The sequence below is a fragment of the Streptomyces sp. DH37 genome (assembly GCF_029813835.1).
Lineage (GTDB): Bacteria > Actinomycetota > Actinomycetes > Streptomycetales > Streptomycetaceae > Streptomyces.
Genome location: NZ_JARVKV010000012.1, coordinates 25262 through 49798 on the forward strand (window position 1 = coordinate 25262; position 24537 = coordinate 49798).

At 74.9% G+C, this 24537-nt stretch carries 23 protein-coding genes and 3 tRNA genes; 15 read left to right on the forward strand and 11 right to left on the reverse strand.

Features of this window, described 5'->3' with window-relative positions; genetic code table 11:
* Position 1 precedes the first annotated feature (1 nt).
* Both purQ and purS read right to left on the reverse strand, forming a co-directional pair.
* The gene (purQ, locus tag QC029_RS09210; protein WP_279555016.1) at positions 2 to 679 is read right to left on the reverse strand and encodes a phosphoribosylformylglycinamidine synthase subunit PurQ; all 678 of its coding nucleotides are present in this window, start codon (positions 677 to 679) and stop codon (positions 2 to 4) included.
* On the reverse strand, positions 676 to 969 hold the full coding sequence (purS, locus tag QC029_RS09215; protein WP_279555017.1) for a phosphoribosylformylglycinamidine synthase subunit PurS: 294 nt from the start codon (positions 967 to 969) through the stop codon (positions 676 to 678). Before purS ends, purQ begins: the two co-directional genes overlap by 4 nt.
* Positions 970 to 1303: 334 nt before the next feature.
* Between purS and QC029_RS09220 the strand changes: the two genes are divergently transcribed.
* The 8 genes from QC029_RS09220 to QC029_RS09255 all read left to right on the forward strand — a co-directional run bounded on the left by QC029_RS09220 (position 1304) and on the right by QC029_RS09255 (position 6133).
* Positions 1304 to 1663, forward strand: a complete 360-nt coding sequence (locus QC029_RS09220; RefSeq protein WP_279555018.1) for an Lsr2 family protein — start codon at positions 1304 to 1306, stop codon at positions 1661 to 1663.
* Between the two features lie 101 nt (positions 1664 to 1764).
* Positions 1765 to 1836: transfer RNA gene (locus tag QC029_RS09225), tRNA-Gly, on the forward strand.
* Between the two features lie 74 nt (positions 1837 to 1910).
* Positions 1911 to 1983, forward strand: a tRNA-Gly gene (locus tag QC029_RS09230).
* Positions 1984 to 2156: 173 nt separating this feature from the next.
* Complete coding sequence (locus QC029_RS09235) at positions 2157 to 3167, forward strand: ABC transporter ATP-binding protein (protein WP_279555019.1); 1011 nt, start codon at positions 2157 to 2159, stop codon at positions 3165 to 3167.
* Positions 3164 to 4003, forward strand: coding sequence for an ABC transporter permease (locus QC029_RS09240; protein ID WP_279555020.1), 840 nt, complete (start codon positions 3164 to 3166; stop codon positions 4001 to 4003). Before QC029_RS09235 ends, QC029_RS09240 begins: the two co-directional genes overlap by 4 nt.
* Before the next feature lie 67 nt (positions 4004 to 4070).
* Complete coding sequence (locus tag QC029_RS09245) at positions 4071 to 5399, forward strand: sensor histidine kinase (RefSeq protein ID WP_279555021.1); 1329 nt, start codon at positions 4071 to 4073, stop codon at positions 5397 to 5399.
* A 41-nt stretch (positions 5400 to 5440) separates the two neighbouring features.
* Entirely contained in the window at positions 5441 to 6037 is a 597-nt protein-coding gene (locus QC029_RS09250) for a response regulator transcription factor (RefSeq protein WP_279555103.1), read from the forward strand.
* A gap of 23 nt (positions 6038 to 6060) precedes the next feature.
* Positions 6061 to 6133 (forward strand) — tRNA-Gly (locus tag QC029_RS09255).
* A 127-nt stretch (positions 6134 to 6260) separates the two neighbouring features.
* Here QC029_RS09255 and QC029_RS09260 read toward each other — a convergent pair.
* The 4 genes from QC029_RS09260 to purD form a co-directional block, all read right to left on the reverse strand.
* Positions 6261 to 7211, reverse strand: a complete 951-nt coding sequence (locus QC029_RS09260; protein ID WP_279555022.1) for a phosphoribosylaminoimidazolesuccinocarboxamide synthase — start codon at positions 7209 to 7211, stop codon at positions 6261 to 6263.
* 141 nt (positions 7212 to 7352) lie between these two features.
* Positions 7353 to 8831 carry a N,N-dimethylformamidase beta subunit family domain-containing protein gene (locus QC029_RS09265; RefSeq protein WP_279555023.1) on the reverse strand — a complete coding sequence of 493 codons (1479 nt, stop codon included), beginning with the start codon at positions 8829 to 8831 and terminating at the stop codon, positions 7353 to 7355.
* Positions 8832 to 9145: 314 nt separating this feature from the next.
* The gene (locus QC029_RS09270; protein ID WP_279555024.1) at positions 9146 to 10777 is read right to left on the reverse strand and encodes a hypothetical protein; all 1632 of its coding nucleotides are present in this window, start codon (positions 10775 to 10777) and stop codon (positions 9146 to 9148) included.
* Positions 10778 to 10994: 217 nt separating this feature from the next.
* Positions 10995 to 12251, reverse strand: a complete 1257-nt coding sequence (gene purD, locus QC029_RS09275; protein WP_279555025.1) for a phosphoribosylamine--glycine ligase — start codon at positions 12249 to 12251, stop codon at positions 10995 to 10997.
* A gap of 345 nt (positions 12252 to 12596) precedes the next feature.
* Here purD and QC029_RS09280 point away from each other — a divergent pair, with 345 nt between their 5' ends.
* The gene (locus tag QC029_RS09280) at positions 12597 to 13322 is read left to right on the forward strand and encodes an SLATT domain-containing protein (protein WP_279555104.1); all 726 of its coding nucleotides are present in this window, start codon (positions 12597 to 12599) and stop codon (positions 13320 to 13322) included.
* 22 nt (positions 13323 to 13344) lie between these two features.
* On the opposite strand, the gene QC029_RS09285 is transcribed toward QC029_RS09280, so the two are convergent.
* Both QC029_RS09285 and QC029_RS09290 read right to left on the reverse strand, forming a co-directional pair.
* Positions 13345 to 13995: a hypothetical protein gene (locus QC029_RS09285; RefSeq protein WP_279555026.1), complete on the reverse strand. Its 651-nt coding sequence runs from the start codon at positions 13993 to 13995 to the stop codon at positions 13345 to 13347.
* Between the two features lie 54 nt (positions 13996 to 14049).
* Positions 14050 to 14709 (reverse strand): GntR family transcriptional regulator, encoded by a 660-nt coding sequence (locus QC029_RS09290; protein WP_279555027.1) that lies wholly within the window; start codon positions 14707 to 14709, stop codon positions 14050 to 14052.
* Positions 14710 to 14870: 161 nt separating this feature from the next.
* Between QC029_RS09290 and QC029_RS09295 the strand changes: the two genes are divergently transcribed.
* Together QC029_RS09295 and QC029_RS09300 are read left to right on the forward strand one after the other, a co-directional pair.
* Entirely contained in the window at positions 14871 to 15482 is a 612-nt protein-coding gene (locus QC029_RS09295; RefSeq protein WP_279555028.1) for a DJ-1/PfpI family protein, read from the forward strand.
* Entirely contained in the window at positions 15479 to 15946 is a 468-nt protein-coding gene (locus QC029_RS09300; protein ID WP_279555029.1) for a MarR family winged helix-turn-helix transcriptional regulator, read from the forward strand. Before QC029_RS09295 ends, QC029_RS09300 begins: the two co-directional genes overlap by 4 nt.
* Positions 15947 to 16033: 87 nt before the next feature.
* Here QC029_RS09300 and QC029_RS09305 read toward each other — a convergent pair whose 3' ends face one another.
* Positions 16034 to 17317: an adenylosuccinate synthase gene (locus QC029_RS09305; RefSeq protein ID WP_279555030.1), complete on the reverse strand. Its 1284-nt coding sequence runs from the start codon at positions 17315 to 17317 to the stop codon at positions 16034 to 16036.
* 323 nt (positions 17318 to 17640) lie between these two features.
* On the opposite strand from QC029_RS09305, the gene QC029_RS09310 reads away from it, so the two are divergent.
* A complete protein-coding gene (locus QC029_RS09310) occupies positions 17641 to 18492 on the forward strand; it encodes a diacylglycerol kinase (RefSeq protein WP_279555031.1) in 852 nt (283 codons plus the stop codon).
* Positions 18493 to 18509: 17 nt separating this feature from the next.
* Here QC029_RS09310 and QC029_RS09315 read toward each other — a convergent pair whose 3' ends face one another.
* Entirely contained in the window at positions 18510 to 19013 is a 504-nt protein-coding gene (locus tag QC029_RS09315; protein WP_279555105.1) for a GbsR/MarR family transcriptional regulator, read from the reverse strand.
* Between the two features lie 212 nt (positions 19014 to 19225).
* On the opposite strand from QC029_RS09315, the gene QC029_RS09320 reads away from it, so the two are divergent.
* The 3 genes from QC029_RS09320 (at position 19226) to QC029_RS09330 (ending at position 22662) form a co-directional block, all read left to right on the forward strand.
* On the forward strand, positions 19226 to 20230 hold the full coding sequence (locus QC029_RS09320) for an ABC transporter ATP-binding protein (protein ID WP_279555032.1): 1005 nt from the start codon (positions 19226 to 19228) through the stop codon (positions 20228 to 20230).
* Complete coding sequence (locus tag QC029_RS09325; protein ID WP_279555033.1) at positions 20227 to 21864, forward strand: ABC transporter permease; 1638 nt, start codon at positions 20227 to 20229, stop codon at positions 21862 to 21864. Before QC029_RS09320 ends, QC029_RS09325 begins: the two co-directional genes overlap by 4 nt.
* Positions 21865 to 22080: 216 nt before the next feature.
* Positions 22081 to 22662, forward strand: coding sequence for a hypothetical protein (locus tag QC029_RS09330; protein WP_279555034.1), 582 nt, complete (start codon positions 22081 to 22083; stop codon positions 22660 to 22662).
* On the opposite strand, the gene QC029_RS09335 is transcribed toward QC029_RS09330, so the two are convergent.
* The gene (locus QC029_RS09335; protein ID WP_279555035.1) at positions 22646 to 24502 is read right to left on the reverse strand and encodes a DUF4328 domain-containing protein; all 1857 of its coding nucleotides are present in this window, start codon (positions 24500 to 24502) and stop codon (positions 22646 to 22648) included. The genes QC029_RS09330 and QC029_RS09335 overlap by 17 nt on opposite strands.
* Positions 24503 to 24537: the final 35 nt, after the last annotated feature.

The window sequence follows — 24537 nt, forward strand, 5'->3', positions numbered from 1 at the left end:
CTCATGCGGTGACCAGCTTCTTCAGTACCGAGGTGAAGAATCCCAGCCCGTCGGTGGTCGGGCCGGTCAGGGCCTCGACGGCGTGCTCGGGGTGGGGCATGAGGCCGACGACGTTGCCGGCCTCGTTGCAGATGCCCGCGATGTCGCGGCGGGAGCCGTTGGGGTTGACGTCCAGGTAGCGGAAGACCACCCGGCCGGTCGCCTCCAGCTCGTCCAGGGTGCGCTCGTCGGCGACGTAGCCGCCCTCGCCGTTCTTGAGCGGGACGGTGATCTCCTGGCCCTCGGCGTAGTCGGAGGTCCAGGCGGTGCCGGCGTTCTCCACCCGCAGCCGCTGGTCGCGGCAGACGAAGTGCAGGTGGTCGTTGCGGGTGAGCGCGCCGGGCAGCAGGTGCGACTCGCACAGCACCTGGAAGCCGTTGCAGATGCCGAGCACCGGCAGGCCCGCCCGGGCCTGGTCGATGATCGTGTCCATCACGGGCGAGAAGCGGGCGATGGCGCCGCAGCGCAGGTAGTCGCCGTAGGAGAAGCCGCCGGGCAGGACGACGGCGTCCACCTGGTGGAGGTCCTTGTCGCGGTGCCACAGGGCCACCGGCTCGGCGCCCGCGAGGCGGATGGCGCGCTGGGCGTCCACGTCGTCGAGGGAGCCGGGGAAGGTGACGACTCCGATCCGGGTCGTCATGCCGGGGTCACCTCTTCGTGCTCCCGGGCCGTCTGGGCCGTCTGGGCCGTCTCGACGCTGACGGTGAAGTCCTCGATCACGGTGTTGGCGAGGAAGGTCTCGGCGAGCTGGTGGATGCGGGCGAGCGCGTCGTCGTCGACGGGCCCCTCCACCTCGAGCTCGAAGCGCTTGCCCTGGCGGACGTCCGAGATGCCCTCGTAGCCCAGTCGGGGCAGCGCACGCTGAACCGCCTGGCCCTGGGGGTCGAGGATCTCCGGCTTGAGCATGACGTCGACTACGACGCGAGCCACTGGTACTCCCGGTGGGTGTTGGTGCTGGAGGCTGCCGCTTCAGCGTACCCGGCGGAAGATTCTACTCGCGTAGATAAGGGCGGGTTCGGTCACGGTCGGGTATCAGCGCCCCGAAAAACACCGAAAAGTACTGCACGATTCGGGGGCGGAAAAGTAAAGTCCGAGCCGCAGCATGACACGCGGACGGGAATTCAACCCCTTCGCCAGACAATGCCTGCCGCTGTACAAAGGAAAAGGCATTGACCCCGATCGCCCGGGACCCCGGCATCACCGCATGTCAGGCAGTGATTCCACGGTGTTCCCGAGCGCGATCCTCCCGAAAGGACCGATATCCGTGGCACAGCGTGTAGTGGTCACACTCTCCGACGACATCGACGGCGGGGAAGCATCGGAAACGGTCACCTTCGGCCTCGACGGCAAGTCGTACGAGATCGATCTCAGCCGTGAGAACGCAAAGAAACTGCGCATGAGCCTCGCCCCCTATGTGCGGGCCGGCCGCAAGCGGGCCAGGTCGGGGAAGACCTTCCAGCACACCGCCGTGGCGCCGGACCCGTCCGCGGTGCGGGCGTGGGCCCGGTCGCACGGCTTCGAGGTGCCGCCGCGCGGGCGCATCCCCAAGAAGGTCTACGAGGCGTTCGGCGAGGCCCATGACACCCACGACACCCATGACACGGCTTCCAACGAGTCGCTCTGAGCCCCCCGTTGGCCCGACTTGCCAGCCACCCCGGTTGATCGGCTAGAGTCTGGAGCACACCGCCGGGGGCGGCCGGAAACGGCCGGGGCCCGGGTGGTCGTGCGGGTGTAGCTCAGTAGTAGAGCGCCCTCTTTCCAAGAGGGAGGCGCAGTGTGCGATTCCTGTCACCCGCTCGATTCGCTCCACCGGACCTCAGGGATCGGGTAGAGTGAAGGCGCGCCGCTCGGTGAGAGCCGGGAGGTTGCACGCGGACGTAGCTCAGTTGGTAGAGCGCAACCTTGCCAAGGTTGAGGTCGCGAGTTCGAGCCTCGTCGTCCGCTCAGGGAAAAGGCCCCGGTCCTCCAGGACCGGGGCCTTCCTCGTGTGCGATCCGTCACGTTCCCGCCGCACCTCCCCCCGTACGCCCGTACGCGGACGGCCCGTTGACATTTGTCATGCACGGTCATGACAGCCCGCACTGCCCGCGCCCCCGGTCCCGCGCGACCCTGGTGCCATGGACATCGGGGAGCAGGTCATCGAAGTGAGCGGGCTGCGGCGGCGCTACGGCCCGGCGAAGGGGGACGGCGGGTTCGAGGCCGTGCGGGGGGTCTCGTTCTCCGTGGCGCGCGGCGAACTGTTCGCGCTGCTGGGGACGAACGGGGCGGGCAAGACCTCCACGGTCGAACTGCTGGAGGGGCTGGCCGAGCCCAGCGGCGGCGAGGTGCGCGTACTCGGGCACGACCCGTACCGCGAACGGGACCGGGTGCGGTCGCGGATCGGGATGATGCTCCAGGAGGGCGGCTTCCCGTCCGACCTGACCGTCGCCGAGACCGCGCGGATGTGGGCCGGTTGCACCAGCGGGGCCCGGCCGACGGCCGAGGCGCTGGAGATGGTGGGCCTGGCCCCCCGCGCGGACGTCCGCGTCAAGCAGCTCTCCGGCGGCGAACGGCGGCGGCTGGACCTGGCGATGGCGCTGCTCGGCCGGCCCGAGGTGCTCTTCCTGGACGAGCCGACGACCGGGCTGGACGCCGAGGGGCGGCGGGAGACCTGGCGGCTGGTGCGGGAGTTGCGGGAGGGCGGTACGACCGTGGTGCTGACCACGCACTACCTGGAGGAGGCCGAGGAGCTGGCCGACCGGCTCGCGATCATGCGGGCGGGGCGGATCGTCGTCTCCGGCACGCCCGCCGAGGTCACCGCCTCGCGCCCGTCCCGGATCCGCTTCACGCTGCCCGAGGGGGTGCCGGCGGCGCGGCTCCCGCTGTCGCTGAAGGCCGCCTGGGACTCCCCCTGCCGGAGGCCGGAGGACGAGCGGCGGGTGGAGATCCGCACCGAGCGGTTGCAGGAGGCGCTGACCGAACTCCTGCTGTGGGCGCGGCGGGAGGACGTGGCGCTGGAAGGACTGGACGCCCGCTCGGCCTCCCTGGAGGAGGCCTTCCTGGAGATCGCCCACAGCGGCGGGGACACGGCCGAGGACGGCACGGCGGACGACGGCACGGCACGACTGGCAAAGGCGGGAGCACGATGAGCGCGACGGACACCAGGGCGGGCACCGGGGCCGGCACCGGGGCGGACACCGGGACCCCGGCGGCCGGGGGGACCACGGCCTCCTTGGGGAGGATGCGGGCGCTGGCGCGGGCCGAGCTGACACTGCTCGTCCGCAACCGCACCGCGATGTTCACCGCCCTGCTGATGCCGCTCGCCATGGTGCTGTTCATGCGCTCCACGGTCGAGCAGATGCCGCTGGAGGAAACCGGTCTGAGCACCACCGACCTGGTGATGACCAGCGGCCTCCCGATGGTGCTGATCTTCGTCGTCTACAGCAACCTCATCCCCACCTACGTCTCCCGCCGCGAGGAATTGGTCCTCAAGCGGCTGCGGACCGGGGAGCTGCGGGACGGCGAGATCCTGGCCGGCGCCGCGCTGCCGGTGGTCGCCGTGGCGGTGGCGCAGTGCGCGGTGCTGGTCGCGGCGGGGGCGGCCCTGCTGGAGATGACGCCGCCGGACCGGCCCGACCTGCTGGTCCTGGGCGTGCTGCTGGGCGTCGTCCTGATGGTCCTGACGGCCGCCGCGACGGCCGTGTTCACCCGGACCGCGGAGAGCGCGCAGATCACCGCGCTGCCACTGGTGATGGTCTCGTTCATCGGCTCCGGGATGTTCGTCCCGCTGGAGGCCATGCCGGACGGGGTGGCCGACGTCCTGCGGGTGCTGCCGATGACCCCGGTGGTCGACCTGGTGCGGTACGGCTGGCTCGGCGGCGGGGAGTCCGGCGACGTGCTGCGCGCGGTGGTGGTCGCGGTGGCATGGGCGGCGGCCTCGGTGTTTGCTGTACGCCGGTGGTTCCGCTGGGAACCGCGTCGCTGAGGGCCGCGAGGCCGCGGGGGCGCGGGGCGGAGAGCAGGAAACAGAGAACCGGGAACGGGGAACGGGTGTGACGGTGGCGGTCGAGGGGAGCGCGCTGGGCTGGGTGGAGCGCATACGGCGGTCCAGCGGACCGGTGCGCTTCCACCAGTACACCCGGTACACGATCTACAGCTTCTCGCTCTTCGAGGGACTGGCGCTGCTCGGCTGGACGGTCGCCCAGACGGACGGGCCGCCCGCGTGGGCGATGGCCGTGCTCGGCGTGCTGTTCACCGCCCACACCGTCTGCCATCTGCTGCTGTCCCGGGCCGGGCTGCGGTACTACCTGGGTACGGCGCCGCGGCCCGTCCGGCAGGCCGGGGCGTACGCCGGCCTCACCGTCGCGGGGATCGCCGTCGTGCTGGCCCTGTACGGCGGCGGTGGCGGCGAGCCGGAGCCGTCCGTGGCGCTGCCGCCCGTCGCCTGGCTGCTGATGTTCCTGGCAGGTCCGCTGCCGCTGGTGCTGTCCGCCGGGCGGAGCGCCGCGCTGGTGGCGGCGCTGCTGGCGGTCTCGGTGCTGACGGTGCGGATGCTGGGCGCGCCCGGCCACGCGGCGGTGGCGACGGTCGTCGGCACGGTCTTCGGCGCCGTCATCTTCGGTGTCTCGTACCGCTGCTCGGCCTGGACGATGCGGGTCGTCAGCGAACTGGAGGCCGCGCGGGAGACCCAGGCCCGGCTGGCGGTGGCCGAGGAGCGGCTGCGGTTCGGCCGGGACCTGCACGACGTCCTGGGCCGCAACCTGTCGGTCATCGCGCTCAAGAGCGAGCTGGCCGTGCAGCTCGCGCAGCGCGGCTCGCCCTCGGCCGTGGACCAGATGACCGAGGTGCAGCGGATCGCGCGGGAGTCGCAGCGGGAGATGCGGGAGGTCGTGCGCGGTTACCGGGAGGCCGACCTGCACACCGAACTGGTCGGCGCGCGCGGGGTGCTGAGGGCCGCCGGGATCGACTGCCGGATCGAGGACAGCGGCAGCGCCGCCCTGGCCGAGCCGCTCCAGTCGGCCCTGGGCTGGGTGGTGCGCGAGGGCACCACCAACGTGCTGCGGCACGCCGACGCCCGGCGGTGCACGGTGCGGCTGCGCGTGGTGCCGGGGGACGGCACGGCCGGGCGGGGCGGCGGACCGGTCGCCGAACTGGTGATGGAGAACGACGGAGCGCCGCGTTCCGCCGCCGCGGGGAGCGGTTCCGGGCTGGCCGGGCTCCGCGAGCGCCTGGCCGCGCTCGGCGGCACGCTGGCCGCCGAACGCGGCGCGGACGGCGCCTTCCGGCTGACGGCCCGGGTGCCGTCCCGGCCGGGCGGCGGGGAGCGCGGGGACCACGGGAGTCGTGGGAACCGCGGGGAGCGCGGGGAGGGGAAGCGGTGACCGGCCACGAGCGGACCGGCGGCGGCAGGCGTCCCGTACGGGTGCTGCTGGCCGACGACGAGCACCTGATCCGGGGCGCGCTGGCCGCGCTGCTGGCGCTGGAGGACGACCTGCTGGTGGTGGCCGAGGCCGCGTCCGGCCCCGAGGCGCTGGCGATGGCCCGGGCGCACCGGCCCGACGTGGCGGTGCTGGACCTCCAGATGCCGGGCAAGGACGGTGTGACGGTCGCCACGGAACTGCGGGCCGAGCTCCCCGCCTGCAACACCATGATCGTGACCGGGCACGGCCGTCCCGGACATCTGAAGCGGGCCCTGGCGGCGGGGGTGCGCGGCTTCGTGCCCAAGACGGTCTCGGCGCAGCGGCTGGCCGAGATCATCCGCACGGTGCACGCCGGGAACCGCTACGTCGACCCGGAGTTGGCGGCCGACGCGATCAGCGCCGGGGACTCCCCGCTGACCGCCCGCGAGGCCGAGCTGCTGGAGCTGGCGGCCGACGGCGCGCCGATCGCGGAGATCGCCGAGCGGGCCGCGCTGGCTCCGGGCACGGTCCGCAACTACCTCTCGTCGGCCGCCGCGAAGCTGTCGGCGGAGAACCGCCACGCGGCCGTGCGCATCGCACGCGAGCGGGGTTGGCTATAGTAGGAGCGCACCGAACGGAGCACGCGGACGTAGCTCAGTTGGTAGAGCGCAACCTTGCCAAGGTTGAGGTCGCGAGTTCGAGCCTCGTCGTCCGCTCAGGGAGAAGGCCCCGGTCCCCAGGACCGGGGCCTTCCGCGTACGCGGGCCGCGGGGCCGGCGGGATCGCGGGGCCGGCGGGCCGCGCGTCCCCGCGCCTGCCCGTGCGCGCGGCCCGCCCGTGCCGTCAGCTCCAGCGGGTGCCCGTCAGCAGCTCGTACGCCTCGACGTAGCGGGCCCGGGTGCGCTCGACGATCTCGGAGGGCAGCTCGGGCGGCGGCACCTCGCCGTTGCGGTCCCAGCCAGCGGCCGGGGAGGTCAGCCAGTCGCGGACGATCTGCTTGTCGAACGAGGGCTGGGAGCGGCCCGGCTGCCACTGGTCGAGGGGCCAGAAGCGCGAGGAGTCGGGGGTGAGCACCTCGTCGGCGAGGAACAGCCGCTCTCCACCCTCCGCCGAGCCCGCCGAGCCCGCCGCGCCTTCCGTGCTTTCGGTGGGGCCCCACCCGAACTCGAACTTGGTGTCGGCCAGGATGATGCCGCGTTCCCGGGCGATGTCGCGGCCCCGGGAGTAGACGGCCAGGGTGAGCTGGCGCAGCTCGGCGGCGGTGTCGGCGCCGGTCCGGCGGGCGACCTCCTCGTAGGGGACGTTCTCGTCGTGCTCGCCGACCTCCGCCTTGGTGGCCGGGGTGAAGATCGGGGCGGGCAGCTCGGAGCCGTCCTCCAGGCCCTCGGGCAGGGCGAGGCCGCAGACCGTGCGGGTCTCCCGGTACTCGGCCAGGCCCGAGCCGGTGAGGTAGCCGCGGGCCACGCACTCGACCGGGACCATGCGCAGGGAGCGGCAGACCACCGTGCGGCCCTCCCAGTCGGCCGGGGCGCCGGGCGGCAGTTCGGTGGAGAGCACGTGGCCCGGCACCAGGTCGGCGAGCTGGTCGAACCACCACAGGGAGAGCTGGGTGAGGACGCGGCCCTTGTCGGGGATCTCGGTCGGCAGCACCCAGTCGTAGGCGGACACCCGGTCGCTGGCGACCATCACCAGGTCGCCGGCGTCGTTCCGGTACAGGTCCCGCACCTTGCCCGTGTGCACGTGCACCAGACCCGGCACCTGCACGGGTTCGGGCTTCTCGACGAATCCGGTCACGGCTCCTCCTGTGGCTTGGTCCAGGAGTTCCGATTCTCCCGTACGGTTCCCCTCCCCACCGGCCGGGGTCGGGCGGACGGGTGGGGCCGGACCCGCGGACGGAGCCGTGCCCGGGCGGCGGCCCGGGCCCGCCGGGGGCGGCTAGGGGTGCTTGCAGATGCGGTCCAGGAGGTTGGCCGTGGCGCGCTGGACGCGCGGGTCGGTGTGGCCGGGGCGGTCCAGGGCCGGCGACCAGGCGAACGTGCCGGAGGCGAAGACCAGGGCGCCGCTCGGGGTCCGGTACAGGGAGGTCTCCTGGTGGCGGCGGGCGCCGGAGGCGTCCTCGTAGGGCGAGTGGGCGAGCAGGACGCGGTCGGTGTGCAGGGGCAGGGCGGTGCGCGGGAAGTAGCGGTCGGCCTCGCCCGCCACCAGGCCGGGCAGTTCGTCGCCCTCGGCCGCGCCGGTGGCCTCCCACAGCCAGTGGTCGGCGTTCCGCACGACCAGCGGGTGCGGCCGGGGGACCTGGCCCGCGTACTGGACGCCCAGCACCTGCTGCTCGGCCTCGCCCTGGTCGCGCCAGCGCAGCGAGCGGCCCGGACCGCGCCGCTTGCGGCAGGTCAGCAACCGGTCGGGGGCGCCTGAGGGCGAGGGGCCCAGTTCCACCTGCCAGTACATGGTGTTGGCGGAGAGGAAGACCAGCGAGGTGCCGCCGTCGCGGGCCTTCTCCACCGCCCGGCGCATCGGCACCGACCAGTACTCGTCGTGGCCGGCGAAGACCAGCCCCCGGTAGCGGGAGGGGTCGACGCGGCCCGCGTGGAGATCGCGGGTGTCGGCGTAGGCGAGGTCGTAGCCGTAGCGCTCGGCCCAGCGGATGAAGTCGTAGGCGTGGCCCACGTGCAGGGGCAGGCCCGCGCCCGCGTACGGCCGGTCGAAGGAGACGGTGACGGCCGCGTCCTCCTCGCCCAGCAGCCGCCCCTCCTCGTCCCAGGCGTGGTAGAGGCTGGCGCCGGTGCGGCCGTCCTCGGGGAAGAGGTTGTACGCCTGCCAGGTGACGTCGGGGAGGACCAGCAGCAGGTCGCCGGGGCGCTCGTCGCGGACGGTGAAGGGGATGTGGGAGCGGTGGCCGTCGGCGGTGGTCAGCACGGCGACGTGGGCGCCGGTGCTCCAGTAGTCCGGGATCTGGAGCCGCCAGGACAGCCACCAGTGGTGGCAGGAGACGGTGCGGTCGGCGGTGAGCGGCACGGGCTGGACGATGCCGGACAGCCGCGGGCTGGTGGTGATCTTGGTGGCGCCCTCGCCGCCGTAGTGGCCGATGCGGTAGACGTCCACGCCGAAGGGCTGGGGCGGGTTGACCGTGATCCGGAAGTCGATGGACTGGCCGGGGGAGACCGCGCTCTCCGAGGTGAATCCCTTGATCTGGCAGCGCACGTCGTCGACCCCCCACGGGCCGCCGCCGGCGCCGGACGGGCCGCGGTCGCCGTCCAGGCTGCTGTGGTCGAGGTACCAGGGGACGACGTGGCCGGTGTCGTCGAAGTAGTGCTCGCTGCACCGCAGCCAGGGCAGGGGTCCCTGGCCGAACGGATCGGTGACCGCGTGCGCGAGAGCTCCCGACTCCCAGCGCCGGATCTGCTCCGTGCCCACCTGGCTCTCCCCTCCCTGTTCCCGTGTCGTTCCCGCGTCGTTCCCGCGTCCGCCGCTCCCGCGCTGTCAGACACCAGCACATCACATAAAGCGAACGCCCGGTCACCCCTTGTCGTGAAAAGGCCGGAACCGTTTCGAACGCGGGGCCGGGCCGGGAGGGGGCGAGGTGCGCGGGCCGTGCCGGGGCCGGGCCTGTGACGGTGCCGATGCCGGTGACGCGCCGGAACGTGCGGGAAAGCGGTGGGACACGGTGGGACACGGTGAGACGCGGTGGGACGCCGTCGCGGGGCTCCGCGCCGGTCGCGGCCCGCGGCTCAGACCAGGCGTATGGGCTTGTCGGACCGCACCCCCACGGCCGCCAGCCAGTCGCGCAGCGGCCCGGGGTCGGCCTCCTCGGCGAGGGCGAGGACGGGGCGGGCCAGGTCCGCGCGGCGCTCGCCGTCGACGAACAGGGCGGGGCCGTCCAGCCAGTCGAGCCCGGGGGCCGCCCCGGCCGTGTCCACGGCCGCGCAGCACACGGCGGCCGTGATGTGCTCGGCCAGCAGGTCGCGGCCGGAGCGCGGCGGCTGGAGGGGGAAGCCTCCGCCGGGCGGGAGGAGCGCCCCGTCCCCGCCGGGGACGGGCAGGGGTGTCCCGCCGGCCTCGCGGGCGGCCTCCTGCCGGGCCGCGTCCTCGCGGGCGAGGTCGGCGCCGATCCGGGCGGCGAGCGCGTCGGTGCCGCCGCCGGGGCCGGCGGCCGGGCCGGCCAGCCGGTCGAGCAGCTCGGCCAGCGTCGGGTTCTCGGCGGCCCGCAGCGCCGCGAAGAGGCGGGCGGCCTCGGAGCGCCAGATGCGGTCCACGACCTCCTCCGGGTACTCCTGCCAGTCCACCGGGGCCCAGTCGGGGCCGGGCTCGGCCGGGCCGCCGTGGAAGAGGCGCGCGGCCAGCAGGGAGACCTGGCGGTCCACCTCGCCGGGCTCCTCCAGCAGGTCGCAGGCGGGACGCTCGCCCAGCCGGGTGGCGAAGCCCTCGGCCAGCCGGTCGCGCCGGGACAGCTCGGTGAGGGCGGAGACCACGCCGGCGTCCAGCCGCGCGGGCCAGCGCCCCGTGCGCCAGGCCGGCAGCGCGACCCGGGTCAGCAGCCGGTCCCAGCCGGCGTACGCCAGGCCCACCTGCTCCTGGGCGACGACCCGCAGGCCGTAGTCGACCGCCTGCGCCCGTACGGCGGCCGCGGCGGCGACCATGCGCTCCATCTCGGCGGCGTGGGAGGCCCCGGCGCGCAGCAGCAGCCGGGAGACCCGGCCGACGAAGGCGTACGCGAGCCGCCTCGGCGCCGGTCCGCCGGCCGCGGCGGCGACCGCGGCGGCGGCGTCCAGACCGCGCACGAAGCGCCGCGCGGCGGCGATGTCCGGGTGCGCGGACGGGCCGGTCCCGGCGACGACCGGGGCGAGCAGCGCCCGCAGCTCGGCGACCCGCATCCACCACATGAAGGGGGAGCCGATGACGAGCACGGGGGCGCCCGCCCCGCGCGCGCCGCCGAGGCGCGGGAGGCGCCGGCCGCGGGTGGCGTGCGCCCGGTCCTCCAGCCAGCTGTCGCAGTCCGGCGTCAGGGCTATGGCCGAGGGCGCGGGGACGTCCAGCCGGTCGGCGAGGTCGCGTATCAGCCGGTACAGGTCGGGGGCGGCCCGCTCCTCGACCTGCACGGTGGGACTGACCGCCGGGCGCGCCCGGGCGATCACGGCGGCCACTCCAGCCGCCACGGCGAGCACCGGCAGGGCGACGGCGACGGCCGCCCAGCGCAGTGCGTCCCAGCCGTCGCCGCGGAGGTGGCCGGCGGCCCCTCCGGCGAGCAGGACGGCGGCCGCGGCGGCGGGCAGCAGCGCGGCGCCCAGCGCGGTGCCGCGCACCCGCAGGACGGCCAGCGCGTGGTCGCGTGCCGAACGTGTGCCCGTCTCCGGTACTGCCACGGGTTCGCTCACCCCCTTGCCGACCCCCCGCGCCTGTCACTCCCCACTGTGGCACCGGCAACCGACACCGCAATGTGCGGTGGGCCACTTGCCGGAGCCGTCCGCGGGAACCCTAGTCGGCGCCCGCGGGACCGTCAGCCGGATGAGGAAGCGGTCACTCGATGGAATGGCTTTGGGTAAAGCTGGGTGCGGAACGGCGCCCGCCGGTGGTGCCCGGTCACGCCTCCCCGGCGGCCCCGGCGGCGATGTCGCTCCGGTGGTGCGAACCGGCCAGCCGGACGCGGGACACCGCGCGGTAGGCGTGCTCGCGGGCCTCGGCGAGGTCGGCGCCGGTGGCCGTGACGGACAGGACCCGGCCGCCCGCGCTGACCACCCGCCCCTCCTCGTCCAGCCGGGTGCCGGCGTGGAGGACGTACGCGGTGGGGGCGTCCTTCTCCGCCACCTCGTCCAGCCCCTCGATCGGATCCCCCGTACGGGGGGAGGCGGGGTAGCCCTCGGAGGCGATGACGACGGTGACGGCCGCGTCGTCGCTCCAGCGCAGCGGCGGGAACTCGGCCAGGCCCCCGGTGGCCGCCGCGTGCAGCAGGCCCGACAGCGGGGTCCTCAGCCGGGCCAGGACGACCTGGGTCTCCGGGTCGCCGAAGCGCGCGTTGAACTCGACCACGCGCACGCCGCGCGAGGTGATGGCGAGGCCCGCGTAGAGCAGCCCGGAGAAGGGGGTGCCGCGGCGGCGCATCTCGTCCACCGTCGGCTGCAGGACGGTGGCGAGCACCTCGTCGGCCAGCTTGGGATCGGCCCACGGCAGCGGCGAGTACGCGCCCATGCCGCCGGTGTTGGGGCCCTCGTCGCCGTCGTGGGCGCGCTTGAAGTCCTGGGCGGGCCGCAGCGGCACGACGCACTCGCCGTCGGTCACGGCGAACAGGGAGACCTCGGGGCCGTCGAGGAACTCCTCGATCACCACCCGGTCGCACGCGAGCGCGTGCGCGCGGGCGGCCTCCAGGTCGGGGGTGACGACGACGCCCTTGCCCGCCGCCAGCCCGTCGTCCTTGACGACGTACGGGGGGCCGAAGGCGTCCAGCGCGCTGTCGGCCTCCTCGGGGGTGGTGCACACGTAGGAGCGCGCCGTGGGCACCCCGGCCGCGGCCATGACCTCCTTGGCGAACGCCTTGGAGCCCTCCAGCCGGGCGGCCTCGGCCGACGGGCCGAAGACGGCGATGCCGCGCTCGCGCACGGCGTCGGCCACCCCGGCGACGAGCGGGGCCTCCGGCCCGACCACGACGAGGTCGGCCCCCAGCTCCGCGGCCAGTGCGGCGACGGCCGGGCCGTCGAGCGCGTCGACGGAGTGCAGGGTCGCCACCTGGGCGATCCCGGCGTTGCCGGGCGCGCAGTGCAGCGAGGTGACGTCGGGATCGAGGGACAGGGAGCGGCACAGGGCGTGTTCGCGGGCGCCGCCGCCGATGACGAGGACCTTCACGCCCTGCACCCTATCCGCCCTCCCCGCGGCCCCGGCGGGTCCGCCCGGGAGGTGGACGGTGGGACGAGCGGGAGACGGATGGTGGAGCGGACGGGGGGCCCGCGGGCCGTCGTGGGTGGTCAGGGGCACGAGGCGGCAGCCGAAACGCGGTTCTCACCCCATCAGGTGAGGAAAGCGGGGCCTGTATACCCAATCGGGATCCACGTATGGGCGGAAATACCGCGAAGGCCGAGAGGCCTCCCACTTTTGGGGGTAGGAAGGGGCACCGAGCGGTCCGCGGGAGGTCCGTCCGCGAGTGGATCCGAGCGAGGGCTTTGTTGGGAGTGGCGGGTGAGTCAGCCGGAGATGCGCCCCGGAACGGGCGGCGGCACTGGCCGGAGCGAGCGCAGGGACCTGCTCGGGCGGCCGTTCCCGCTGGGGGACTGGGGCGAGCCCGCCGAGCGGCTGGACGAGCTGTACCGGTGGGTGGAGACCGGGGCGCTGCGCACCGTGGAGTGGTACCTGGCCGACCGGGCGCGGAAGCGCCGGTGGGCCAGGATCCTGCGGGCGGGGACGGCCGCGGGACTGGCCGCCGGGGGCGCGCTGCCCCTGCTGGAGCTGGCCGGCGGGGCCCGGGGCGCGGCCCTGTGGGCGTTCCCGGCGCTGCTGCTGGCCGCCGTGTGCGCCGGGTGCGACCGCTGGTTCGGGCTGACCTCGGGCTGGATGCGGAGCGTCGCCACGGCGCAGGCCGTGCAGCGGCGGCTGGAGATGCTGCAGTACGACTGGGCGTCGGAGAGCGTGCGGGAGGTGCTCGGGCCCACCGAGGGCACGGCGAGCGAGGCCGCCGAGCGGTGCCTGGGGGTGCTGCGGCGGTTCTCCGAGGACGTGACCGAGCTGGTGCGGGGCGAGACCGCCGCCTGGATGGTGGAGTTCCGGTCCGGTCCGGCGCCGCTGCACACCCAGTCGCTGACCTCGTCCGCCTGGAGCGCGCGCACCGCGGCCGCCGCCGCGGCGCAGCCCGCCCGCTTCTCGCTGCCGCCGGGCGTGCGTCCGAGCATGCCGCGGCAGCGGCCCCCGGAGGGGCCGCGCTGACGGCGGCTCCGGCTCCGGTTCCCTAGCCGAAGAGGATCATGGAGCCCTGCGCCAGGCTCCGGGTGGCCGCGGCGTGCAGGCCCAGCCAGACGTGGCGCTCCCGCGCGAAGGGCCCGCCGTCGTACACGGCCGGGGCCGCGGGCTCCTCCAGCTCCGTGGGCCGGGCCGGGGGCGCCGGGGCGGGGGGCGGGTTGGCGGGGTCGATGCCCAGGTACGGGGCCACCGCCTCCAGCTCGCGCAGCAGTCCGTGGCTGGAGCCCAGCGGGCCGCCACCCGCGAGGAGTTCGTCGTCGGAGAGCGGGTGGGCGAAGTCCACCGGGACGTACGCGCCGGCGTGGTCGTAGTGCCAGACCAGGTGCGACTGCTGCGCCGTCGGGGCGAACATCTCCAGCAGCTGCTCGTAGTCGCCGCCGAGCGCGTCGACCGGGGTGACCTCCAGGCCGCAGAGCTGGAGCAGGTGGGCGCGGCGCAGGAAGTGCAGCGCGTCGTAGTCGAAGCCGGCGACCGGCGCCACGTCGCCCGACAGTCCGGGCATGTACCCGTGGACGGGGACCGGCGGCAGCCCGGCGGCGCTCAGGGCCCGGTCGTAGGTCGCGAGCTCCTCGGCGAAGGGGTTGTCGGGGCTGTGGCACAGCACGTCGACGAGCGGCACCAGCCAGAGGTCACAGGCCAACGGGTGCTCCAATACGGCAGGCGGTACGGAGTTCGGCCGGAACAGCGTAGTCGTTCACCCGAGCTTCTCCACGAGTGCGAGGGCGCGCTCGTCGGAGGCCGCCACGATGCGTCCGGCCGCCGCGTCGTCGCCGCGCTCGACCGCGGCGACCAGCTCGCAGTAGTCCGTCCACAGCGAGCCCCGCAGACCGGGCTGCTCGCGCAGGTGCGGCACGGCGAAGACCCAGCACTGCACGCGCAGCCGGTCCAGGAACTCCGCTATGTAGGGGTTGCCCACCAGATCGCCCAGCTCCCGCCAGAAGCGCAGGTCGTAGCCGATGAGCACGTCCAGGTCCCCGGCGAGCGCGGCCCGTTCGGCGGCCTCGGCGCGGCGGCGCACGGAGGCCAGCCGCTCCCCGCCGGGGGCGTGGGCCGACGGGGAGAGGCCGGGGGGTCTGCGGAAGACGCCCTCGGCGACCAGGGCGCGCGCCTCGACCATGGCCCGGTAGTCGGCGGGCGTGAAGACGTGGACGCGGAAGCCGCGGTGCTGCTCCACGTCGAGCAGGCCCTGCGCGGACAGGTCGACGAGCGCCTCGCGCACCGGGGTGGCCGAGACGCCGTACTGCTCGGCTATCTCCTTGACCGTGAAGCCCTGGCCCGCCGGGAGCCGCCCGGCGAGCACCTCGTCGCGCAGCGCGTCCGCGATCTGCGCGCGCAGCGTGCTGCGCTGGATCACGGGCGCCTCCTCGCGGCTCGCAACGTCGGGGCGCCGACGCCGTTCCCCGTCCGCGCCCCTTTTTCTCAGGGGTCAGCCTAGCGCCCGCCCTTTGACAGCATCCTGTCCAAGTGACAGCATGTTGTCATAGCCGACCGGGCGATCAGCTCCGAGGAGGAGCCATGGAACGCAAGACCGTGCACGTCGCCGTCTACGACACCTTCGCCGACTGGGAGATCCCCTACGCGACCACCGCCCTGGCCGGCGCCGGCCACCACGTGGCGTACGTGGGGGAGAGCGGCGAACCGGTGATCACCATGGGGGGCATGCAGGTGGTGCCCAACCTGTCGATCGCCGACCTGCGGCCCGACGACAGCGCGCTGCTGATCCTGCCGGGGGCGGACGCGTGGGAGAAGGTCGTCCCGCCCTTCGCCACCGCGGCCCGCTCCTTCCTCCGCGCGGGGGTGCCGGTCGCGGCCATCTGCGGGGCCGTGACCGGGCTGGCGAAGGAGGGGCTGCTCGACGACCGCCCCCACACCGGCGCCGCGGCCGAGGTGCTGGCCGCCACCGGCTACCGGGGCGGCGACCACTACCGCGAGGCCGACGCGTACACCGACGGGGACCTCATCACCGCCGGTCCCACCGAGCCGGTGGCGTTCGCCCGCGAGATCCTCGCCAGGCTGGAGGCGTACCCGCCCCGGGTGGTGGACGCCTGGTTCCGGCTGTTCCGGCACTCGGACGCGAGCGCGTACGAGGTGCTGGCGGCCCACGAGGGCGCGGGCGGGGCGGCGTGAGCACCCCCGGCCTGCTGTCGGACACGGCGCTGGCCGTCTTCCGGCTGAACGGGCAGTTCCTGTCCGTCGCCGAGCGGCTGGCCCGGCCCGCCGGGCTGACCGCCGCCTGGTGGCAGGTGCTCGGCGCGGTGCTGCGCGAGCCGCTGCCGGTGGCCGGGATAGCCCGGACCATGGGCGTCACCCGGCAGAGCGTGCAGCGGGTGGCCGACCTGCTGGTCGAGCGCGGCCTGGCGGCGTACGCGCCCAACCCCGCGCACCGCCGCGCCAAGCTGCTCACCCCCACCGAGGAGGGCCGCGCGGCGGTGGACCGGATCACCCCGGGGCACGCGGAGTTCGCCGCGCGGCTGGGCGGGGCCCTGGGCGGCGAGGCGGGCTTCGCCGAGGTGCGCGACGCGCTGGAGCGGCTGTCGAAGGCGCTGGAGACCCTGGGGGCGCCGGGGACGCCGGGCGCTCCGGGGGTGTGAGCGCGTGCGCCGGGGGGCCGCTCCGTACACGACGGCGCGGCCCCCCGGTGCGTCGGCCGCGTGCGATCGCGTGCGGCCGGGCGCGGCTCAGAGGAACGAGTTGATCTGGATCGTCTCGTCGCGGCCCGGGCCGACGCCGATGGCCGAGATCGGCGCGCCGGACATCTCCTCCAGCGCCTTCACGTAGGCCTGCGCGTTCTTCGGCAGGTCGGAGAACTCCTTGGCCCCCGAAATGTCCTCGGACCAGCCCGGCAGCATCTCGTAGACCGGCTTGGCGTGGTGGAAGTCGGTCTGGCTGTAGGGCAGCTCCTCCACCCTGCGGCCGTCGATCTCGTACGCCGTGCAGACCGGGATGCGCTCCCAGCCGGTGAGCACGTCGAGCTTGGTGAGGAAGAAGTCGGTGAGCCCGTTGACGCGGGTGGCGTACCGGGCGATCACCGCGTCGAACCAGCCGCAGCGCCGGTCGCGGCCGGTGGTGACGCCGCGCTCGCCGCCGATGGTGCGCAGCTTGTCGCCGTCCTCGTCGAACAGCTCGGTGGGGAACGGCCCGGCGCCCACGCGCGTGGTGTACGCCTTGAGGATGCCGATGACCCGGTTGATCCTGGTCGGGCCCACCCCCGCGCCGGTGCAGGCGCCGCCGGCGGTCGGGTTGGAGGAGGTCACGAAGGGGTACGTGCCGTGGTCCACGTCCAGCAGCGTGCCCTGGCCGCCCTCGAAGAGGACGACCTTGCCCTCGTCGAGCGCGTCGTTGAGCAGCAGGGTGGTGTCGCAGACGTAGCCGCGCAGCGCGTCCGCGTAGCCGAGCAGCTCCTCGACCACCTGCTCCACGGCGATGGCGCGGCGGTTGTAGAGCTTGGCGAGGATCTGGTTCTTCTGGTCGAGCGCCGCCTCGGCCTTCTGCGTCAGGATCGACTCGTCGAACAGGTCCTGGACGCGGATGCCCACGCGGTTGATCTTGTCGGCGTAGGTCGGGCCGATGCCGCGGCCGGTGGTGCCGATCTTGCGCTTGCCCAGGAAGCGCTCGGTCACCTTGTCCATGGTGGTGTGGTACGGCGTGATCAGGTGGGCGTTGCCGCTGATCAGCAGCTTGGACGTGTCGACGCCGCGCTCCTGGAGCCCGCTCAGCTCGGAGAGCAGGACCGCCGGGTCCACCACGACGCCGTTACCGATCACCGGGACACAGCCCGGGGAGAGGATGCCGGAGGGGAGGAGGTGCAGCGCGTACTTCTGGTCGCCGACGACGACCGTGTGGCCGGCGTTGTTGCCGCCCTGGTAGCGCACCACGTAGTCCACCGAGCCACCGAGCAGATCGGTGGCCTTTCCCTTGCCTTCATCACCCCACTGAGCGCCGAGCAGCACGAGTGCGGGCACAGGCGTACACCCCTTCCGGTCGGGGCATGTCCAACGTGCGTGTCGGCGGCGTGTCGGCCGCGCTGACAAGAACCGTCGGACCGGTGCCCCGAATCGACGAAGCCCCTGACCGCAACAGCGACAGGGGCTCTTGCACCGAGAGATTACCGGACTCCTCCGACGGGAGGCGAACGCGGCGGTCCCCCGCCGCATCGCCGCCGTTCCCGCCGTCCGCGCCGACCACCGCCGAACCCCGCCCGCAGCAGCCCGGACCAGCCGTCCCCCATCGGCGACCACAGGCCACCACAGGAAGGACCGAGGTGCCGGTTCCGCATCCACTCCTCGTGCTCGTCGACCCCCACGCCCGCCGTACGGACGGGGAGTCCGTACGGATCGCCAGGGACGTGCTGACCGCGGGTTCGCCCGGGGTGAAGGTGTGCCTGCCCGACGGCCCGGAGGAGGCGGCGCGGGCCCTGGCCCGCCGGGGCCGCCGCCGCCCGGTGGTGATCGGCGACGACCGGGCGCTGCTGCGGGCGGTACGGCTGCTGCACCTGGAGCGCGAGCTGGCGCGGTGCGCGCTGGCGGTGGTCCCGGTGGGGCGGCCGGGATCGGTGTCGCTGGCCGGGACGCTGGGGGTGCCGCTGGACGCGGTGCGGGCGGCGCGGGCCGTGCTGGAGGGCGCGGAGAGACGCTTCGACCTGCTGATAGACGACAGCGGCGGAGTGGTGCTGGGAGACCTGCGCATTCCGCCGCTCCGCGGTGAGCGGGACGGCCCGGGCGGACGCGGCGCCGGGGACGGCCCGGCCCGCGGGGCGCTGGGCCGCTGCCGCTCCCTGGTCCGCACCCTGGCCCGCTCCTCGCCCGGCCCCGAGGCGGCGCGGCTGCGCGTGGAGGCCGACGGGGTGCTGCTGACCGACCTCGACCACCTGGTGGAGCGGGTCTCGCTCACACCGAACGGCGGCCTGGTGGACGTGGTGGTGCGGCGGCGGTCGGAGGACGGTCCGGTGCGGGCGCGGGCGCGCACGGTCACCGTCTCCGGGCCGCACTTCCGCTACCGCGCCGACGCGGTGGTCTCCGGCCCGGTCCTCACCCGCACCTGGACGGCGCACCCCTCGGCGCTGCGCCTGACCGTACCGCCGGCCGTGCCGCCGGCCGCCTCGCCAGCCGTTCCGCCCCAGCGGCCCTCCCCCGCCTGACCCCGCCCGGCGGGGCGTCAGGAGGAGGACGGGCGGGACGGGTGGTGAGACGCGGAGGCCGGGGAGACCGGGGAGGACGCGGAGGGTGAGGAAGGCGTGGAGGACGCGACCGCCCCGCCGTGTGCGGCCATCTCGCGGTGGGCCCGCCAGCGGTCCATCATCATGGCCAGCTCCCGCCGCATGAAGTCGAAGAACTCCGCCGTCTCGGCTATGCGGCGCCCCGCCGGGGTGTCGGGGCCGACGGCCTCGATGCCCCGGTCGAAGGTGGTGCTCCAGCGTCCGAGCAGCGCGTCGCGGTCGGTCATCGCCTCGTACCAGGCGTCCGCGTGCACCCGGTAGCGCTCCCGGCGCGAGCCCGGCTCGCGCTCGCGGGTGACCAGGTGCACCTGGGAGAGGTAGCGGATGGCGCCGGAGACGGCGGCCGGGCTGATCCGCAGGCGCTCGGAGAGCTCGGCGGAGCTGAGCACGCCGGAGTCCTCCGCCAGCAGGCAGGCGAAGACCCGCGAGGCCATGCGCTGCATGCCCGCCTCGGTCAGCTCCGCGGCGAAGCGCTCGACGAACTCGGCGACCTCGGGGCCGTAGGGCCGGGCCCGTGGCCCGTCGGCCGGTTCGTTCGACTCGTTCGAGTGTCCGTTCACCACCACGATCCCCATCCTTCCAGGTCGTGAGGGCTTGGACCATCTCGGCATTCCGAGCCTTCACAAATTTCTGAAATTAGCGTAACTTCATCATCATGACCAAGGCAACCACCGCCATCTCGGTCTCCGGTCTCGTGAAGACCTTCGGCCGCACCCACGCGCTCGACGGACTCGACCTGCGCGTCGAGACCGGCGAGGTCCACGGCTTCCTGGGGCCCAACGGATCGGGGAAGTCCACCACCATCCGCGTCCTGCTGGGACTGCTGCGCGCCGACGCCGGCACCGCCCGGCTGCTGGACGGCGACCCCTGGCGGGACGCCGTCGAGCTCCACCGGCGCGTCGCCTACGTGCCCGGCGACGTGACCCTGTGGCGCAACCTCTCCGGCGGCGAGGTCATCGACCTCTACGGGCGGCTGCGCGGCGGGCTCGACGCACGGCGCCGCGACGAGCTGCTGGAGCGCTTCGAGCTCGACCCGACCAAGAAGGGGCGGACGTACTCCAAGGGCAACCGGCAGAAGGTCGCCCTGGTCGCCGCCTTCGCCTCCGACGTGGAGCTGCTGATCCTGGACGAGCCGACCTCCGGACTCGACCCGCTGATGGAGGGCGTCTTCCGGGACTGCGTCGCCGAGGAGCGCGACCGGGGCCGGACGGTGCTGCTGTCCAGCCACATCCTCAGCGAGGTCGAGGCGCTGTGCGACCGGGTCAGCATCATCCGCCGGGGCGTCACCGTCGAGAGCGGCTCGCTCGCCGACCTGCGGCACCTGACCCGCACCTCCGTCAGCGCCGAGCTGGCGAGCGAGCCGAACGGGCTCTCCGGCCTGCCCGGCGTCCACGACCTGTCCGTCCGGGGCCGCCGCGTGCGGCTCCAGGTGGACACCGACAGGCTGGACGGCGTGCTGCGGCGGCTCGCCGAGTCCGGGGTGAGGAGCCTGACCTGCACCCCGCCCACCCTGGAGGAGCTGTTCCTGCGGCACTACCAGGACGGGACCGGCCCCGCGGCGGCCGTCTCCGCGGACGCCTCACCGGCTTTCTCCGGGGACGGCTCCGGGGGCGCCTCCGGGGACGGCTCCGGTGAGGGCGGAAAGGTCGTGGCGTCATGACCGCCGTGGCCCAGCCGACGGCCGCCGCCCGCCGCGGGGGCTCCCGCCGCGACCTGGCGGGCACCGGCACGCTGCTGCGGCTCGCGCTGCGCCGCGACCGCGTGCTGATCCCGGTGTGGGTGCTGCTGCTGACCGCGCTCGCCGTGCAGAACGCCGTCGCCGTCGAGCAGTTCTACCCCACCGCCGCCGAACGCGCCGAGCTGGTCGCGTCGATGAACGCCAACGGCTCGATGCGCGCGGTGTACGGCCCGGCCTTCAGCAGTTCTCTCGGCGGCCTGGCCGTCTGGGAGATGCTCACCCTCGGCAGCGTGCTGGCCGCCATCATGAGCATGGTCATCGTGGTGCGGCACACCCGCGAGGAGGAGGAGACCGGCCGCCAGGAGCTGCTCTCCGCCGCGATGGTCGGCCGCCGCGCCCCGCTCACCTCCGCGCTGCTGGCCGCGGGCATCGCCGACGCGGCCGTCGCCGCCCTCGTCGCCCTCGGCCTCATGGGCGTCGGGCTGCCCGCCGGCGGCTCGCTGGCCGCCGGGCTCGCCCTGGGCGGCACCGGCCTGGTCTTCGCCGCAGTCGCCGCCCTGACCGCGCAGCTCACCGAGAGCGCCCGGCTCGCCAAGGGGCTGACCGGCGCCGCGCTCGGCGCGGCCTTCGTCCTGCGCGCCGCCGGGGACTCCGGCACGGCCGACGGCTCCTCCGTCCTGGCCTGGCTCTCCCCGCTGGGCTGGGCGCGCAACGTACGGCCGTTCGCCGACGAGCGGCCGTGGGTCCTGCTGCTGACGCTGGGCCTGGCGGCGGCGGTGACGGCCGCCGCGTACGAGCTGGCCGGGCGGCGCGACATCGGCGCCAGCTTCCTGGCCACCCGGCCCGGCCCGGCGACCGGCCGGATCAACGGCCCCTACGGGCTGGCCTGGCGGCTCCAGCGCGGCTCGCTGCTGGGCTGGGGCACCGGGCTGGCCCTGGCGGGCCTGGTCTTCGGCGCGATGGCCGAGGGCGCGGGCGACCTGCTCGGCGACAACGAGCAGAGCCGCGAGGTGATCGAGCGGATGGGCGGCACGGCGGGCATCACCGACGCCTTCCTCGCCGCCATGGCCGGGCTGTTCGGCATGATCACGGCGGTCTACGCGGCGAGCGCGGTGCTGCGGATGCGCGGCGAGGAGACCTCCGAGCGCGCCGAGCCGATCCTGGCCGGCGCGGTGCCCCGGCTGCGCTGGGCGGCCGGCCACCTGCTCTTCGCCTTCGCCGGGTCGGCCGTCCTGCTCGCCGCCTGCGGCCTCGCCATGGGGGTGGGCTACGGCCTGGCCGCCGGCGAGCCGGGCGCCGTGTGGCGGGTGACCGGCGCGGCCCTCGCGCAGGCGCCCGCGGTGTGGACGCTCGCCGCGGTGGCGGTGCTGCTCCTGGGCGCCGTGCCCGGGGCGAGCGCCGCGGCGTGGGGGCTGGTCGGCGGCGCGCTCGTCATCGGCTGGATCGGCCCGGCGCTCGACCTGCCGCAGCAGGTGATGAACCTCACGCCGTTCACGCACCTGCCCAAGCTGCCGGGCGGCGATCCGGCCGCGGCGCCGTACCTGTGGCTGCTGCTGGCCGCGGCGGGGCTGACGGCGGCCGGACTCGCCGCGTTCCGCCGCCGCGACATCGGCTGAGCGGGACGGGACGGGCGGGCAAGCCGGGACGGGACGGGCGGGCGCGGGCCTGACGGACGGGACGGGACGGGTGGGCGGCGCGGGTGCGCCCCCCGGGTCCGTTCCGCCGTACGGGGCAGCCGTGTCGTCCGGCCGCAGCACTCGGGGATGCGGGGCGGCGGGGACGCTGCTCGCATGGGGGCGGCGTACACGCGAACGTCGAGGAGGTCGCCTCCCATGCAGTCTCCGCATCCCCGGCACGGCCGCTCCCGCCGCGCCCGCCGCCTGGCCGCCGGTACGGCCGCCGCCCTGGCGCTGGCCGCCCCCACCCCCGCCCCCGCCTCCGCCTCGGAGGGCGGCCACGGCACCGGGCGGGACCCCGGCCGCGAACTCACCCTCACCCCCGCGGACGGCGGGGACGGCGGGGGCGCCGCCGTGGGCGTACGCGCCGTGTGCGAGGCCAGCGGCGCGGGCGGCGTCGTCTCCTCGCCCGCCTTCGAACGGACCGTGGCGCTCGAGCGCGCCGGCGGCGACCGCCCCTCGCCGGAGAGGCGCGCCACCGCCGCCCTGCGGCCGGGGCTGGCCGTCGGCGGCAGCTATCCCGTGGTCGCCGTCTGCGGCACCGGGGAGCTGCTCTCCGCGTCCTTCGTCCACACCGGCGTCACCGCGGGACCCGGCGACGGCCCGTCCTCCGCCGCGCCGACCGCCGGCGGCGCCGCCGCCCTGGCGGGCCTGGCCGGCCTGGCGGTCGGCGCGGTGTTCCTGCGCCGCCGCGGAGGAGGCGGGCTCCGCCGCCGCCGGGTCAGCGACCGGCCTTGACCCGGTCCTCCTGGAGCGAGGTCAGCCGCAGGACGACCAGGATCGCCAGCACGGCCGACGGGACGGCCAGGAGGTCGAGGAAGACCGAGAGGGCCGCGGTGCCCCCCGCCTCCTCGACGGTGCCGGCGTCGTACCAGTACTCGAAGTTGAGGAAACCGCCGACCATGCCGATCAGCCACATCGTCCACCAGCCGTTGAGCAGCCCGCGGTTGCTGCTCTGGCGGGGGCCGTACCAGGTGGTCCGGGTCGAGGTGGGATCGCTGTGGTCGCAGATGTCGTTCATGATCTGCTTGGGCATGAAGAACCAGGCCACCGGCACGAACCAGGCGCCGATCGCCCACCCCGGGGCGTACCGGATCTGTCCGGGCGCGAACGCCTCGGCGTTCATCCGGACCCGCCAGAACCACACCAGCCACAGCACGACCACCGGCAGCGAGAACAGCAGGTTGAGGACCGCCATCACATCGGTGGTCGTCCGCAGCGAGTCGTAGGCGAAGTCCGCGTGGACCAGGGTGCCGTCCGGCAGCCCGTCCAGTTCGTCGTAGAGGCGGAAGTCGAGCACGAGCTGCACCAGCGTGCACAGCAGCAGCGCGCTCAGTCCGGCGCACAGCGCGAGGGACAGCGTGCGCGCCGACCGCGCGGCTCCGGGGCGCGCGACGCCGTTCACCGCCGGATAGGGGGCGGTGGCCGGGGGCGGGGGCGTGGAGTGCCACGGCCGGGGGGCCTGCTGGTGCGTCTGCGGCGCGTACGGCCCGGTGACCGGCCCCGACGGGTACGAGGGCTGGGGCGGGACGGTCGGCGCGTACCCCGGAACGGCCCCCACGGGGCTCCCGTGGGGCGTGTTCGGGGCGGTGTGCGGCAGGGGCGGCGGCGTGGCCGGTCCCGCTCCGGGGCCCGTCGCGAGCGAGGGCCGGGCGAGGGCGCCCGCCACCGCGTCCGGGTCCTCGCTGTCGAGGAGCTGCACGGCGTGGCGGCCGAGCTGGGCCAGCACCTCGCCGGGCAGCCAGGTGCCGCCCGCCGGCGCGTGCGCCCCGACGCGGGCGGCGAGGTCGTCGAGCGTGGGCCGCTCGGCGGCGGCCTTGGCCAGGCAGTCCTCCACCAGTCCGCGCAGCGGCCCGGACAGCCCGCTCAGGTCGGGCGCCTCCTCGGCGATGCGGAACAGCAGCGCGTGGAAACCGCTGTCGGCCGTGCCGAACGGCATCCGCCCGGTCGCGGCGTAGGCGAGCACCGAGCCGAGGCAGAAGATGTCGCTGGCCGGGGTGACCCGCTCGCCGCGGACCTGCTCGGGCGACATGAAGCCGGGCGAGCCGATGACCGCGCCGGTCTGGGTCAGCCCGCTCTCGGTGACCGAGTCCAGGGCGCGGGCGATGCCGAAGTCGATCACCTTCGGCCCGTCGATGGTGACCAGCACGTTCGACGGCTTCAGATCGCGGTGCACCAGCCCGGCTCCGTGGATGGCGCGCAGCGCCTCGACCAGTCCGGCGGCCAGCGCGTACACCGAGTGCTCGGGCAGCGGGCCGTAGTCCTCGTCCACCACCGCCTGGAGGGACGGCCCGGCGATGTAGCCGGTGGCCACCCAGGGGGTCGCGGCGCCGGTGTCGGCGTCCAGCACCGGAGCCGTCCACTCCCCGCCGACCCGCCGTGCGGCGGTGACCTCCTTGGCGAAGCGCTCCCGGAAGGACGGCTGGCGGGCCAGCTCCTCCTGGACGACCTTCACCGCGACCGTGCGGCCCCGCTCGGAGCGGGCCAGGTAGACCCGGCCCATCCCCCCGGCGCCCAGTCTGCCCAGCAGTCTGTACGCGCCCACCCAGCGCGGGTCCCCGTCCCCCAGTGGCTCCATCGCGCGCGGCTCCTCCCCGTTCACCTCGTGCGTTG